We start from the raw sequence: 13,653 nt of genomic DNA, 5'->3' as shown, positions 1-13,653 counted from the left end.
CCGGAACCGCACCGGGCGCTTCCCGAGCGGCTGGACGAGGATCACGGTGACACGGACCTCCGGTCCTCCCCTCCCACCCGAGCGCGTCGAATCGACCGAACAGCGGATCCGCTCCGGCAATCCCCTCGCTAGAGTCCGAGTCCGCTCGACTGATCGTCGATGTCGAGCGGAATCTCGACTCGACTGGGAGAACCGATGAGACGAATCCTGTCGCTGGCGGTCATGCTGCCGCTGCTGGTCCTCGCGCCCGCCACCGCTACCGCCGCCGCGCAAAGCTCCGAGGAGTCCCGGCAGAGCGCTGCTCGGCTGACAGCCGTCGCGCAGTGCCCGCCCACCTACTCGCGCGGCGACAACGCCGAGATGATCGTCGCGTTGCAGCGCGCTTTGAACGACTACTCCTACGAGGTCAAGGGACCGGACCTGTTCGTGGACGGTGCGTACGGCCCGAAGACCGAGGCAGCGGTAATCAACTTCCAGAGCTGGTACGGCCTGCAGGTCGACGGGATCACCGGCCCCGAGACCTGGGGACAGCTCGGTTTCTGCACCTGGTGATCAGTGCGCCGGGAGTGTTCCGCACGAACGCTCCCGGTGAACTCCCCCGCAGCGTCCGCCCGGCTTGCCTCGGACACGCCGCGTGAACGACGTGGGAGTTATGCTGTGCCTCCGCGACGCCGGTGATGGCTCGAAGAGCTGGATGGGAGGCCCCCCACATGGGACGGATCACGGTACGCAGGCCCGTGCTGCGCATCGGACCGAACGGCGGAACCACCCGTCCCGACACCCTCGCGGCCGAGGAACCGCTGGAGATCCGGCTGAGCTCGAAACCGCTCACCGTCACCATGCGCACCCCCGGCCACGACGTGGAGCTCGCACACGGCTTCCTGCTCACCGAGAGCGTGATCGGCGACCACACCGACGTGGCGGGAGCTCGCTACTGCGACAGCCCCGGCCCCGACGGGCGCAACACCTACAACGTGCTCGACGTCCAGCTGGCCCCCGGAGTCCCGCCGCCGGACAACTCGGTGGAGCGCAACTTCTACACCACCTCGTCCTGCGGGGTCTGCGGCAAGGCCGCGCTCGACGCGGTCCGGCTGCGCAGCGCCCACCCCCCGGAGCAGGACCCGCTGCGGGTCCGGACGGAGACCCTCGTCGAGCTCCCGGACAGGCTGCGCACCGCGCAGCGCGTCTTCTCCAGCACCGGAGGCCTGCACGGCGCGGGACTGTTCGACTCAGCCGGAGAACCGCTCGCCGTCCGCGAGGACGTGGGCAGGCACAACGCCGTGGACAAGGTCCTCGGAAGGGCGCTGCTCGACGGGAGCGTGCCGCTGCGCGGCAGCGTGCTCATGCTCTCGGGGAGGGCGTCCTTCGAGTTGGTGCAGAAGGCGGCCATGGCCGGTGTCCCGTTCGTGGCCGCCGTTTCCGCACCCTCCTCGCTGGCCGTCGAACTCGCCGAGGAGCAGGGAATCACCCTGGTCGGGTTCCTGCGCGGAAGCTCGATGAACGTCTACACCGGAGCGGAGCGTCTCGTCGTCGACGAGAACGTCCCCACCGGCTGACTCCCGGGAGCGCCGCGCTCACACCAGCCGGAAAGCACCGGACGAAGCGCCGAAGGTGTTCGGCTCCGTCTCGAACCTGTCCGCCAGCGGAGTACTGCCGTGCAGCGTCCAGCGCAGCACGGCGGGCCAGGGTCCGTACCCCGCGTCGGTGTTGAGGTGCTCCCCGTCCGGGAGCACGTCCATCTCCACCCGCAGGGTCTCCGCCAACCAGTGCCCGTCCTGAACCGACAGGTACGGATCCCCCGAACCGATCACCAGCCGGGTCGACCCGGCGGCACGACGCAGCGCGTGGGCGTCCACCGGGTACGGCGCGACTCCCCGCACGTCGGGGTGACGCCAGTCCGGCCCCGGCGGGGAGACCAGCAGAACCCGGTCGGCTCGCCTGGCCCTGCCCGCGATGGTGGCCGCGTGGTGCAGCCAGAGCGCCGCCCCGCACGAATGGGCGGCCACCACCAGTTCGTCCTCGGCGGGAACGCTGTCCAGCCGCGCGCGCAGCACGGCCAACCACCGGTCCAGTTCCGGATGATCCTGGTCCGGAAGCGCGGGCAGCTCACACGAGACTTCGCGCTCGGCCAGCCGACCGCTGAGCCACTGCTGCCAGTGCCACGGCCCGGAACCACCGAATCCGTGCACCAGCAAAACGTGCATGTCGCTCACAGCACGCCCCTCCCCAACATCGGTGATCACGATGGTCACGTGACACCGATGATCCCCCATGCCGGGGAACCACGCGGACGACACACGCGGAAACGACGACATGTCCCCCGACGGAGGAAAGTAGCTCACCGAGGCCTTCCAGCCGAATCATCGACCGGGCTCTTCCTCGGCGCGGCGGCGCCGAAACATTCCCCCAGGCAACCGGCACCGCCAAGACCCGGTCAGGAACTCCCGACCAAGGGCTCAGCCCAACGCAGGCGCTTACCAGCCTGAGCGATCGGCACCGCCGCGGGTTCTCTCGTGGTGCTCTCGCGAGGACGGCCCCGACGTCGTGTAGGGGTGGCTACCCGATGTCGGGGCACCCGCAGCGAGAGCCCGCGAGAGGTTCCGCCACGCAACCACCCGAGCAAACCGAGCCGCCGACCCTCAGTCGTTCAGGCCGACTTCTCTCGCCGCTCGTGCCGGCTGCTCTGCCGGGCGACGATGGTGGGGTTCACGTTCTCCTGGACGGTCCGTTCGGTGATGACCACCTTCGCGACGTCCGAACGGCTCGGGATGTCGTACATCACCGGGAGTAGCACTTCCTCCAGGATCGCCCGCAAACCGCGGGCACCGGTGCCCCGCGCGATCGCCAGGTCCGCTATGGACTCCAGCGCGGCCTGGGTGAACTCGAGTTCCACACCGTCCAGCTCGAACAGCCGGGTGTACTGCTTGATCAGGGCGTTGCGTGGCTCGGTCAGGATCTTGACCAGCGCGGACTTGTCCAGGTTGGTAACACTGGCGACGGTGGGCAACCTGCCGATGAACTCGGGAATGAGCCCGTACTTGATCAGGTCCTCCGGCAGCACCTCCGCGAAGTGGTCCGCCGAGTCGACCTCGGCCTTGGAACGCAGGTCGGCACCGAAACCGACGCTGTGCTTGCCGATCCGGTCCTCGACGATGTCCTCCAGACCGCCGAAGGCACCCGCGACGATGAACAGCACGTTCGTGGTGTCGATCTGGATGAACTCCTGGTGGGGATGCTTGCGGCCGCCCTGCGGCGGAACGCTCGCGGTGGCGCCCTCCAGGATCTTCAACAGCGCCTGCTGAACGCCCTCCCCTGAGACGTCCCTGGTGATCGAGGGGTTCTCGCTCTTACGGGCGATCTTGTCGACCTCGTCGATGTAGACGATGCCCTTCTCGGCCTGTTTGACGTCGTAGTCGGCGGCCTGGATCAACTTCAACAGGATGTTCTCGACGTCCTCACCGACGTAGCCCGCCTCGGTCAGCGCGGTGGCGTCGGCGATGGCGAACGGCACGTTGAGCATCTTGGCCAGCGTCTGCGCCAGGTAGGTCTTGCCACAGCCGGTGGGACCGAGCATGAGGATGTTGGACTTGGCCAGCTCGATCTTCTCGTCCTTGGCCTCACGGCCGCTCTGCTGTTGCTGCTCGCCGGCCTGGATCCGCTTGTAGTGATTGTAGACGGCCACCGAGAGGTTGCGCTTGGCAGCGGACTGCCCGATCACGTACTGGTCGAGAAAATCGTGGATCTCACCCGGTTTGGGAAGCTCGTCGAGCTTGACCTCTCCGGACTCGGCGAGCTCCTCCTCGATGATCTCGTTGCAGAGGTCGATGCACTCGTCACAGATGTACACGCCGGGGCCGGCGATGAGTTTCTTCACCTGCTTCTGGCTCTTCCCGCAGAAGGAGCACTTCAGCAGGTCGCCGCCGTCACCGATACGTGCCATGCCGCTGACCTCGTCCCCTCCGGCGCGCCGCTGAGCACGCGCCTAGCCTGTTGTTCGACGTCGGTTCTGCACACGACGGTACCCGCCATATCCCGGTCGCGGGGAGAAACGTCGCCCGAGCAGCTCACCACCGCGGCTCGGTCGTCCCCGGACCGGTCGGGCCACCTGATCAACATCCTGCCTCGCCGATGCCGAGCACGTCGGCACCACCGGCGTGCTCGGCGTGTCGGCCGCGTTCAGGACTTCTTGTTCGAAAGCTTGCGGTACGGCATGACCTCGTCGATCAGACCGTATTCCCTGGCCTGCTCGGCGGGCAGGATCAGGTCCCGCTCCACGTCCTGGTGGATCTGCTCCTGCGAGCGCCCCGTGTGCGTGGCGAGCGTGGACTCCATGAGCTTACGCATCCGCTGCACCTCGTTGGACTGGATCTCCAGGTCGGAGACCTGACCGTAGATGCCCTCGGTCGCGGGCTGGTGGAGCAGCGCACGCGCGTTCGGCAACGCCATGCGCTTGCCGGGGGTGCCCGCGGCGAGCAGCACGGCCGCGGCCGAGGCCGCCTGACCGAGGCAGGCCGTGCGGATGTCGGGGCGCACGTACTGCATGGTGTCGTAGATCGCCATCAGCGCGGTGAACGAACCGCCGGGCGAGTTGATGTAGAGCTGGATCTCGCGGTCCGGATCGTCGGACTCCAGGTACAGCAACTGCGCCATGATGTCGTTGGCCGAGACGTCGTCGACCTGCACCCCGAGGAACACGATCCGTTCCTCGAACAGCTTGTAGTACGGGTTCGACTCCTTGACTCCGTACGTGGTGCGCTCGGTGAACGAGGGCACCATATACCGGGCCTGGGGTGTCTGGAATGAGCTCACGTCGGTGACTCCTCGTGACTGTGATGCCGACAGGACTGGCTGGTTCGCGCGATCAGCTGCTCGGCAGGTTCGCGCGGTTGGCGATGTGGTCCACGAAGCCGTATTCGAGCGCCTCGTCGGCGGTGAACCAGCGGTCGCGGTCGGAATCCTGGATGATCTTCTCGACCGTCTGGCCGGTCTGTCCGGCGATCAACTCGGCCATCTCCTGCTTCTGCCTGGAGAACACATCGGCCTGGATCGCGATGTCCGAGGCGGTCCCCCCAAGTCCGGCGGAGGGCTGGTGCATCAGCACCCGGGCGTGCGGCAGGGCGAAGCGCTTGCCCTTCGCACCGGCCGACAGCAGGAACTGCCCCATCGAGGCCGCGAAGCCCATCGCCACCGTGGCCACGTCCGGCTTGATGAGTTGCATCGTGTCGTAGATGGCCATGCCCGACGGAACCGAACCACCGGGCGAGTTGATGTAGAGGGCGATGTCGCGTTCGGGGTCCTCCGCCGCCAGCAGCAGCATCTGCGAGCAGATCTGGTTGGCGATGGTGTCCTCGACCTGGGAGCCGAGGACGATGATGCGTTCCCGCAGCAGCCGCTCGTATACCGAGTCGTTCAGCGAGAGCCCGTTGCTACCGGTCCGCATCTGCGGTGACTGCGCGTCGAACGCCTGAACAGTCTGTTCCTGGGTCACGTCTCCCTGCCTTCTTCCACAATGGACCCGGTAGGCACGTCGTCTGACCGGGCCGCTCGAAGTGTTGCCCGTTACCGGAAGTGCCGGAGTCCGGGTGATCCGTTACAACCGACCCTAACGAACGTGGGCGGCACCAGCTTCCCGGTGCCGCCCACGTTCGCTGAGAGCTTTAGGACCTTTTCGGGAACGACGCGTCGCGAGAACGCGTCCGCGATCCCGCGGGACCGTCTTCGCCAAAGGTCCGGTCCGCCGAGCCGGAGTCGAGTTCATCCGACCGGCGAACCGCCACGCACGATCACTGCTGCTGCGCGGCGTCCCGCTCCTCCTGCTCGACCGTCTCGCCCTCGACCTGTTCCGGCTGCTGATCGCCCTCGTCCTGCGTACCGAGCAGCTCGTCCATGTCCAGGGCGTTGCCCTCCGAGTCCGTGACAGTGGACTGACGGACGACCGAGAACAGCGCCTTGCTGCGCCTGATGTCGGAGTAGATGCGTCCCAGTTGCCCGGACTGCTGGATCTGCTGGACGTACTGGTCCGGACTGATCCCCGACTGCTGCGCCTGGTAGATGATCCGCTCGGTGAGCTCGTTGTCCGAGACCGAGATCTCCTCGTTGTCGGCGATGGTGTCCAGCACCAGCTGCGTCTTGACCGCCTGCTCGGCCTCCTGACGCGTCTCGGCGTCGAAGTCCTCGCGGGTCTTGCCCTGCTCCTGCAGCGACTCGACGAAACGCTGCTCGTCGTGGTCGTACGGGTGGATCGCGTCGTGCTCGCGAGCCTCGACCTCTGACTGAACCACGCTCTCCGGCAGCGGAACCTCGACCTGCTCCAGCAGGGTCTCGAGGACCTTGTCCCTGGCCTGCATCCCCTGCTGCATCCGCTTGACGCGGCCGAGCCGCTCGCGCAGATCGGCGAGGAGCTCGTCGATGGTGTCGAACTCGCTGGCCATCTGGGCGAACTCGTCGTCCGCCTCGGGAAGCTGCCGCTCCTTGACCGAGTTCAGCTTCACCTCGACCTCGGCCTCCCGGCCCGCGTACTCCCCGGCCACGAGCGTGGTGGTGAAGTTCTTGGTCTCCCCCTCGCTCGTACCGGTCAGCGCATCGTCGATGCCGTCGATGAGCTCGCCCGAACCGACCTCGTAGGAAAGGCCGCTGGTCTGCGCGTCCTCGACCTGCTGGCCGTCGACCGTGGCCGAGAGGTCGATGCTGACGTAGTCGCCGTTGGCCGCCGGACGGTCCACCCCTACGAGCGTTCCGAACCGGGCGCGCAGCTCGTCCAGCTGTTCCTGGACGTCCTGCTCGGTGACCTCCTGGTCATCCACGCTCACGGCCAGCTCGTCGTAGGCGGGCACAGTCAGGTCCGGCCGCACGTCGACCTCGGCGGAGAACTCGATCTGCTCACCATCGACGATGTTGGTGACCTCGATCTCCGGTCGACTCAGTGCCTGGACCTCGCTGCTGGTCACGGCCTCCGAGTACTTGGAGGGAACGGCCTCGTTGACGACCTCGTCGAGCACGGGTCCACGGCCGATCCGGCTCTCCAGCACCTTGGCCGGAACCTTGCCGGGACGGAAGCCAGGGATCCGGACCTGCTTGGCCAGTTCCTTGTACGCGCGGTCGAAGTTCGGCTTGAGCTCGTCGAACGGCACCTCGACGTTGAGCCGTACGCGCGTCGGGCTCAGGTGCTCGACGGTGCTCTTCACGTGGTCTCCTCGTGCGAACGTGCTTGAAAGGCTCCCGGCTGTTCAACTGGAAGAAACCCCACGGCACACCGTGGACGAGCTCCTTCAACGCCGGGCTGACCTCCGATTCTATGGCCTGAGTTCGCAAGCGGCCGTTCCGGGTACCAACCCGCCCGAGCGGGCGAATCCCATCCCCCTCGTGCTTGAGTGGACATGTGCAGGAATCGCAGGACAATGTCGGCACCGTACCGAGCACGTGCGCGGCGTGGTCCGAAACTCTCTCGGAACCGACGGCCGGTACAGCGCCCGTGGCCACGAGCTGGTTGTGCCTGGAACAACCGGGACCGTGGGGACGCGACGCGCTGCTGCAGAGCCATCTGGACCCGGAGCTGGGCGATCGCCTCGCGTCCCTGGCCACGGCCAGCGGAGTGCGGATCCAGCTGATCCGACGCACCGGACGCCACCCGGACCTCGGCGCCGATTTCCCGCGCACGGCGTACCTGGCACACACCGCGCCGGGGGCGAGCTGGTTGCGCAGGGCGGAGTTGACCGACCCCGCGGAACTGCTCGATCTCGACCTGGCGGGGCTCTCCTCCGGTGAGCACGGCGGATGGGGCGAGCCGTGCGCGGAGCCGGTGCTGCTGGTCTGCACCAACGGAAGACGGGACCGGTGCTGCGCGCTGCGGGGACGTGCGCTGCTCGACCAGTTCTCCGGGCGACACCGGGGTCAGCTGTGGGAAACCACACACACCGGTGGTCACCGTTTCGCCCCGACCGCGGTGGTGCTGCCCACCGGGTACAGCTACGCCCGCCTCACCCCGCACGCGGTGGACGCGGTGCTCTCGGACACCGCGGTCGGCAAGGTCACGACCACGCACTGCCGGGGCCGCTCCGCGCTGAGCCAACCCGCCCAGGTGGCGGAGCTGGCTGTGCGCGAGGCCACCGGGGAACGCTCCGAGGAGACCCTGCGGGTCCGTTCGGAGACCTCCGGCGAAGTGGTGCTGGCGCACCGGGACGGACGCAGCTGGCGAGTGCCCGTCGAGGAGGTCCCGCTGTCACCTCCGCGTCCGAACAGCTGCGGCAAGCAGGCCGTCGAGTCGCACGCGCTGACCGCCGGGACGATCAGGCAGTTGAGCTGAGCGGCCGCGCGGGTTGGTTCGCCCGGTGGGCACGAGTGGTTCCGCGGCTCGCGCGACGACCGGCCGGTCCGAGCGGGTGCCCGCCCGGACCACGCGGGCACCGGAAGAAGCCGGGGCTCCGCGGCTCGCGAACGAAAAAGCCGGATATCCTCGGGGGATATCCGGCCGAAACGTCGGGGTGGCGGGATTTGAACCCACGGCCCCTCGCACCCAAAGCGAGTGCGCTACCAAGCTGCGCCACACCCCGATGGGGTCCGTTGCGGGAACCCTACCTCGGAGGGTTAGACTACGGCACCAGCGGTCGTCGTGATCGGTGGGACCCCCGGGGATCTTCCCCGTCGTCCCCTACTGTAATATGGACGACGCACTGCGGGTGTAGCTCAATGGTCAGAGCCCCAGCCTTCCAAGCTGGTTATGCGGGTTCGATTCCCGTCACCCGCTCGGACGGTGAAAGCGGTGGCCATCCTTCGGGATGACCACCGCTTTTTTCGTGCCGTCCGCCGGTCCGCCCTCCGGCTCGACCTCTCCACCGGACGGGCGCGCTCCCCGTGTGACGACCGCCCCACCCCTCGAACCCGGAATTCGGTTGGCTCACACAACCTGTTTCACCCATCCTGAGTGTTCGCGCCCACCTCCGAGAAAACCTTTCGGGTTACCGCGGAGACCACCGGGGGTCTTCCCACCAACGCGCTTACGGAGGCGATGCGCCGTTGCGACGGCTCGAGTACAAATGGCTGGTCGGCATCACGTTCGTGCTTGCCCTGGTCATGCAGATCCTGGACATGACCATCCTGAACGTCGCCCTCGCCACCCTCGGCGAGCAGTTCGAGGTCGGTGCGGGCACGCTGCAGTGGGTGCTGACCTCCTACATGATCAGCCTCGCCGTGTTCATCCCCTCCTCGGGTTGGTTCTCCGACCGCTTTGGAAGCAAGCGAACCTTCCAGTTCGCGGTACTCGTGTTCACCACCGCATCCGTGGTCTGCGGAGCGGCCCCGGGGATCAAAACCCTGATCGCCGCCCGCTTCCTGCAGGGAATCGGCGGTGGGATGCTGGTCCCCGTCGGGCAGGCGATGCTCTTCCGCGCCTTCCCCGCCCAGGAGCGCGCCAAGGCCTCCGCGATCCTGGCCATACCGATCACCGCGGCACCGGCGCTGGGACCGTTGCTCGGTGGGACGCTGATCGAGACCGCCAGTTGGCGGTGGATCTTCTTCATCAACGTCCCCGTCGGTGCTCTCGCCCTGCTGTGCTCGATCCTCTTCCTCGTCGAGGAGCGCGGGAGGAAACCGGCGAGGTTCGACTTCCCAGGGTTCCTGCTGGCGGGCTGCGGGCTGGCCACGCTGCTCTTCGGCCTCGACAGAGCGGCCGAACTGGGCTGGGCGAACCCGGTCGTCTGGGGCTGTCTCATCACGGCCGCGCTGCTCATCTCCGGACTCGTCTGGCGTGAGCTCAGCGCCACGGACCCGATGCTGGACCTGCGGCTGCTCGGCAACAGGATCTTCGGCACCGGCAATCTGCTGCTGCTGTGCCAGACGGGTTCGATGTTCGGAGTGCTGTTCCTCGTTCCGCTGTACCTGCAGAACCTGCGTTCCACATCGGCGCTGCTGGCCGGGCTGGTGCTGATGCCCCAAGCCCTGTCCATGCTGTTGGTCACCCAACTGGTCAGCAGGGTCTACGGCCGCATCGGTCCACGACGGCTGATCGCGGGCGGATTCGCCGTACTGCTCGTCAGCGCGGGCACGTTCCAGTTCGTGGGCCTGTCCAGCTCGTTGTGGAGCCTGGTCGGTTCGCTGGTGCTGCTCGGGTGCGCGATGGGGATGCTGATGACCCCGCTGCAAACCGCCGCGTTCGCGCAGACCACGGGGGCCTACATGGGCCAGGCGACCTCGCTGTTCAACGTGAGTCGGCAGGTGGCCACGGCACTGGCCACCGCGGTGGTCGCCAGCGCGCTGGTGATGTTCACCGACTCCGCCATGGGCGGGGTCACACCGACCGACCCGCAGGCGGTCGCCCAGGCCAGAATGGCCGGTTTCCACGGGGCTTTCCTGGTACCCGTGGTGTTCGGAGCGCTCGGTCTCGTCCTGACCGCCCGCGTGCGTGACGCCGACGCGGTGGCCACGCTCGACCGCGAGGCGACAACCGGGAGCCGGAGCTCCTCGGTCGGCTGACGGCGATCACGTCCGGCGAAGCCGGGACGGCAGACTTGGGGACGAGATGACCGACATTCGAAGCGACGGTTCCGTCGTTTCGCGCGAACCGTGCCGTTTCGACCCCGTCCCGATCCGACGGGGCACCATCCGGGAGTGACCGACATGCCGCACGCCGATCAGGTCCGCAAACACGCACCCTGGAACCGAGGACTGCGATCGGGAAGCAGCCTCGCCTGGCTGCTGCCCCTCGGGGACCGCCCCGAACTTCGCAAACTGGCCAACCAGTACCAGTACTCGCTACGCGACCTGCCGGGGTTCGACCCGGTTCCGCTGGAGTGGATGCACATCCTTCTGCAGGAGGTCGAGGACAACGAACAGGCCCCGGCAGGACGTGCCGAGGAGCTGCTCAGGGCGGCGCGGGAACGACTGTCCTCCTTCGCCCCGCTGTCGCTGTCGTTCCACGGCGGGCTCGTGCTCTCCGAGTCGTTGGCGCTGCCCGCCGAACCCCAGGCCACGCTGACGGATCTGCGGGGACGACTGCGCGAGGTCACCGCCGAGGTGCTCGGCTCCGAGCCCCCGGAGACACCGGACGAGATCGACCAGCACGTGAGCCTGGCCTACGCCACGGCGGACGGTCCCGCCGTGTTCGCCAAGGCGACACTCGACGCCACTGTCGCCGACCCCGTGACGCTGAGCGTGCCCGCCATCTCGCTGGTGGAACTCAACCGCGAGCAGGCGTGCAGCGAGTGGAACAGGATCGGCGAAGTGGAACTGTCCGGCTGACCCGGCCGGGGCGGGTGGCCGCCCCGGTCACTCAGCAGGAGGAGTCCGTCCTCTTCGGGACGGTGAGCCCGATCAGCGGCCGCGCCTTCAGGCCGACGTAGGTGCCGATGATCGCCACTATCGCCCACAACCAGCCGTGCAGGCTGAACGAGGCGATACCGGCGAAGTAGGCACCGATGTTGCAGCCGTAGGCGATCCGCGCCCCGTAGCCCATCAGGACGCCGCCGATGATCGCGCCGAGCACCACCTTGCCCGGCACACGGCGGTGCAGCACGAACGCTCCTCCCACGGCAGCGGCGAGCAGGGCACCGAGAACGATCCCGAGATCCATCACGGACGTGGCGTGGGCGAGCACGGACCCGTTCAGCGCGGCGGCGTTGTCCGGAGTGGACCAGTAGGGCCAGTCCTGCACGTTCACTCCCGCCGCCCGGGCGAGCTTCGAACCCCAGAGGGCGAACGCCGAGGTGATTCCCCAGGGGCTTCCCTTGACCACGAGGGTGACCGCGTTGAGCACGGCGAGACCGACGGCGCCGGCCCAGAGGGGCCACGAGCCGCGCAGTGCCCTGAGCATCCCCGTGGCGGCCGCCGGACGGGGCACCCGCGGCGGCCGCTTGCGCCGTTCCACCACGACGGTCACGAGCGCGATGATTCCGAGCACGGCCAGGCTGAGCAGCACGGCGCCGAGGTAGCCCAGCGGAGTGCTGGTGGCCAGGGAGAAGGACGGGGCGCTGGGCAGCGCGGAGGTCCAGAAGGCGAAGTGCCACGCCCCGAGCACCGAACCGATGACGAAGCCGAGGAGTGTGCACACGATCGCTGTCTGCCCGCCCCCGACGTTGTAGAGGGTTCCCGAGGCGCAGGACCCCCCGATCTGCATGCCCACCCCGAACAGGAACCCGCCGACGAGCACGCTGACCCCGAGCGGGGAGACCGAGGCCTCGGGGGCGGTTCCGATGCCCACGCCGCCCGCGAGCAGCGGGGCGAACAGCACGCAGGCGACCGCGAGCATGAGCGTGTGAGCGCGCAGTCCGCGTCCCTGGCCGACCGACACCAGCTGACGCCATGCCGAGGTGAAGCCGAACCGCGCGTGGAAGAGTACGAGGCCGAAGGCGAGTCCGAGCAGGTACAGCACGAACATCCGCCAGCCGCCCACGGCAGCCGTGGCCGTTCCGAGTGCCACGGCGAGCACGGCGCCGGTCATCAACGGGGTCTTCTGAACGGCCGGAAGTCTCCGTTCCGGCTCAGGGGCCTTCGTCGCTTCGACTTCCGGGGTTTGAACGGACACGTTCGACTCTCCGATCCGGGTGAGAACTTGTTCCTGAGAGCGGGTACGGACGGGGCCGGGTCAGGGAGCGGGAACCGCGGTTCCCGGCAGGCGCTCAGAAGCCGTTGTCCACGCACTGCAGTGCTTGGGCGAACAGGCACGTCCGGAAAACGGGTCGCCGATTCGGAAGTCGGTACATCGCCGGGGGGAACGCGCTGTCGCCTCCCGTTCTTCCCGCGCACCTCCGTGTCCCACATACCGGAACACCCGTGGGCGCTCCCGCGGACGGGGATCCGCTCACCGCGCGGGAACGAACGCTCGAACTCCGGGGGGATCGGCGCAACGCGTATCGTCGACGTCACCGAGTCGTGTCCCGTCTCGGTGGGAGGGAGCCATGGGAACGGCAGCGGCACTCATCGTGATCGTCGTTCTGCTGCTGGCCGGACTGCTGTGGTGGTACCACCACAGCACGACCGTCAGGCAGCGTGAGTTCGACGACGCCAAGGCCGACGCCCGACGTTGGGTCGAACGTCTCGGCGGCCAGGTACTCAATCTCGTCGGGAGCACCGAACCGGCCAAGCAGGCCCTGGCCGACGCCGCGGAGCGGCACAATGCCGCGGGCTCCCAGTTGGAGCGGGCGGACACACCGGAGCAGTGCAGGCTGACCACCCGCACCGCTCTCGAGGGGCTGTACTACGTGCGCGCCGCGCGGACCGCCATGGACATGGACCCCGGACCGGAACTTCCGGACATCAGCGGCCAGCGGGAAGCGGGGGCGGTCACCGAGTACCGCGAGGTCGAGGTCAACGGCGGCAAGCAGGCCGCCTCACCCGAACCCGGCGAGCGCACTCCGCACTACTACCCGGGAGGCCGGGTCGCGGGGCGGCCCGTGCCTCGTGGCTGGTACAGCGAGCCGTGGTGGAAACCCGCCCTCGCAGCGGGAGCCTGGGGCATGGGCTCGTTCCTGCTGATGGGGGCCCTGTTCAGCGGCATGTCCGGGGTTCCCGCCGAAGCTGCCGCCGGCCAGGACGCCGGCGGGGACGCGGGAGGGGACGGCGCCGACGGCGGCGCGGACGCCCCCGGAGGGGACGGCGGCGAGTTCGACATGGACGGATTCGACTTCGGCGGCTTCTGACCGCAGGAAAGCCCAGCGGGCCACG

General features: G+C 68.1%; 12 protein-coding genes and 2 tRNA genes. 7 read left to right on the top strand and 7 right to left on the bottom strand.

What is annotated here, in order from left to right:
• Positions 1 to 195: 195 nt before the first annotated feature.
• Both FHR84_RS14790 and fdhD read left to right on the top strand, forming a co-directional pair.
• Complete coding sequence (locus tag FHR84_RS14790; protein WP_179536097.1) at positions 196 to 552, top strand: peptidoglycan-binding domain-containing protein; 357 nt, start codon at positions 196 to 198, stop codon at positions 550 to 552.
• A gap of 158 nt (positions 553 to 710) precedes the next feature.
• The gene (fdhD, locus tag FHR84_RS14785) at positions 711 to 1,556 is read left to right on the top strand and encodes a formate dehydrogenase accessory sulfurtransferase FdhD (RefSeq protein ID WP_179536096.1); all 846 of its coding nucleotides are present in this window, start codon (positions 711 to 713) and stop codon (positions 1,554 to 1,556) included.
• Positions 1,557 to 1,574: 18 nt separating this feature from the next.
• Here the strand turns inward: fdhD and FHR84_RS14780 are convergent, their stop codons facing one another.
• The 5 genes from FHR84_RS14780 to tig all read right to left on the bottom strand — a co-directional run bounded on the left by FHR84_RS14780 (position 1,575) and on the right by tig (position 7,184).
• Entirely contained in the window at positions 1,575 to 2,204 is a 630-nt protein-coding gene (locus tag FHR84_RS14780; RefSeq protein WP_179536258.1) for an alpha/beta hydrolase, read from the bottom strand.
• Between the two features lie 443 nt (positions 2,205 to 2,647).
• Positions 2,648 to 3,940: an ATP-dependent Clp protease ATP-binding subunit ClpX gene (clpX, locus tag FHR84_RS14775; RefSeq protein ID WP_179536095.1), complete on the bottom strand. Its 1,293-nt coding sequence runs from the start codon at positions 3,938 to 3,940 to the stop codon at positions 2,648 to 2,650.
• Positions 3,941 to 4,176: 236 nt separating this feature from the next.
• Positions 4,177 to 4,809: an ATP-dependent Clp protease proteolytic subunit gene (locus FHR84_RS14770; RefSeq protein WP_179536094.1), complete on the bottom strand. Its 633-nt coding sequence runs from the start codon at positions 4,807 to 4,809 to the stop codon at positions 4,177 to 4,179.
• 52 nt (positions 4,810 to 4,861) lie between these two features.
• Entirely contained in the window at positions 4,862 to 5,440 is a 579-nt protein-coding gene (locus tag FHR84_RS14765) for an ATP-dependent Clp protease proteolytic subunit (RefSeq protein ID WP_179536257.1), read from the bottom strand.
• Between the two features lie 343 nt (positions 5,441 to 5,783).
• A complete protein-coding gene (gene tig / locus FHR84_RS14760; protein ID WP_179536093.1) occupies positions 5,784 to 7,184 on the bottom strand; it encodes a trigger factor in 1,401 nt (466 codons plus the stop codon).
• A gap of 194 nt (positions 7,185 to 7,378) precedes the next feature.
• Here tig and FHR84_RS14755 point away from each other — a divergent pair, with 194 nt between their 5' ends.
• On the top strand, positions 7,379 to 8,302 hold the full coding sequence (locus FHR84_RS14755; RefSeq protein ID WP_179536092.1) for a ferredoxin family protein: 924 nt from the start codon (positions 7,379 to 7,381) through the stop codon (positions 8,300 to 8,302).
• Positions 8,303 to 8,475: 173 nt separating this feature from the next.
• Here the strand turns inward: FHR84_RS14755 and FHR84_RS14750 are convergent.
• Positions 8,476 to 8,549, bottom strand: a tRNA-Pro gene (locus FHR84_RS14750).
• Positions 8,550 to 8,671: 122 nt separating this feature from the next.
• On the opposite strand from FHR84_RS14750, the gene FHR84_RS14745 reads away from it, so the two are divergent.
• From FHR84_RS14745 to FHR84_RS14735, 3 genes are all read left to right on the top strand, one after another.
• Positions 8,672 to 8,743, top strand: a tRNA-Gly gene (locus FHR84_RS14745).
• Positions 8,744 to 9,012: 269 nt separating this feature from the next.
• Complete coding sequence (locus FHR84_RS14740) at positions 9,013 to 10,467, top strand: DHA2 family efflux MFS transporter permease subunit (protein ID WP_179536091.1); 1,455 nt, start codon at positions 9,013 to 9,015, stop codon at positions 10,465 to 10,467.
• 144 nt (positions 10,468 to 10,611) lie between these two features.
• Positions 10,612 to 11,232 (top strand): 2'-5' RNA ligase family protein, encoded by a 621-nt coding sequence (locus FHR84_RS14735; RefSeq protein WP_179536256.1) that lies wholly within the window; start codon positions 10,612 to 10,614, stop codon positions 11,230 to 11,232.
• Positions 11,233 to 11,263: 31 nt separating this feature from the next.
• On the opposite strand, the gene FHR84_RS14730 is transcribed toward FHR84_RS14735, so the two are convergent.
• A complete protein-coding gene (locus FHR84_RS14730; RefSeq protein ID WP_179536090.1) occupies positions 11,264 to 12,514 on the bottom strand; it encodes a YeeE/YedE thiosulfate transporter family protein in 1,251 nt (416 codons plus the stop codon).
• A gap of 373 nt (positions 12,515 to 12,887) precedes the next feature.
• Here FHR84_RS14730 and FHR84_RS14725 point away from each other — a divergent pair, with 373 nt between their 5' ends.
• Entirely contained in the window at positions 12,888 to 13,628 is a 741-nt protein-coding gene (locus FHR84_RS14725) for a hypothetical protein (protein ID WP_179536089.1), read from the top strand.
• Positions 13,629 to 13,653 lie beyond the last annotated feature (25 nt).

This window comes from Actinopolyspora biskrensis, assembly GCF_013408175.1.
Taxonomy (GTDB): domain Bacteria; phylum Actinomycetota; class Actinomycetes; order Mycobacteriales; family Pseudonocardiaceae; genus Actinopolyspora; species Actinopolyspora biskrensis.
The sequence above is the reverse complement of the archived record's forward strand: the minus strand, read 5'-3'. Positions and strand labels throughout refer to the sequence as shown.

What these genes read in the sequence shown, in the direction of transcription:
- FHR84_RS14725 (WP_179536089.1), top strand. Translation starts at nt 12,888, where the DNA reads ATGGGAACGGCAGCGGCACTCATCGTGATCGTCGTTCTGCTGCTGGCC.
- FHR84_RS14780 (WP_179536258.1), bottom strand. Translation starts at nt 2,204, where the DNA reads ATGCACGTTTTGCTGGTGCACGGATTCGGTGGTTCCGGGCCGTGGCAC.
- clpX (WP_179536095.1), bottom strand. Translation starts at nt 3,940, where the DNA reads ATGGCACGTATCGGTGACGGCGGCGACCTGCTGAAGTGCTCCTTCTGC.
- FHR84_RS14765 (WP_179536257.1), bottom strand. Translation starts at nt 5,440, where the DNA reads ATGCGGACCGGTAGCAACGGGCTCTCGCTGAACGACTCGGTATACGAG.
- fdhD (WP_179536096.1), top strand. Translation starts at nt 711, where the DNA reads ATGGGACGGATCACGGTACGCAGGCCCGTGCTGCGCATCGGACCGAAC.
- FHR84_RS14790 (WP_179536097.1), top strand. Translation starts at nt 196, where the DNA reads ATGAGACGAATCCTGTCGCTGGCGGTCATGCTGCCGCTGCTGGTCCTC.
- FHR84_RS14735 (WP_179536256.1), top strand. Translation starts at nt 10,612, where the DNA reads ATGCCGCACGCCGATCAGGTCCGCAAACACGCACCCTGGAACCGAGGA.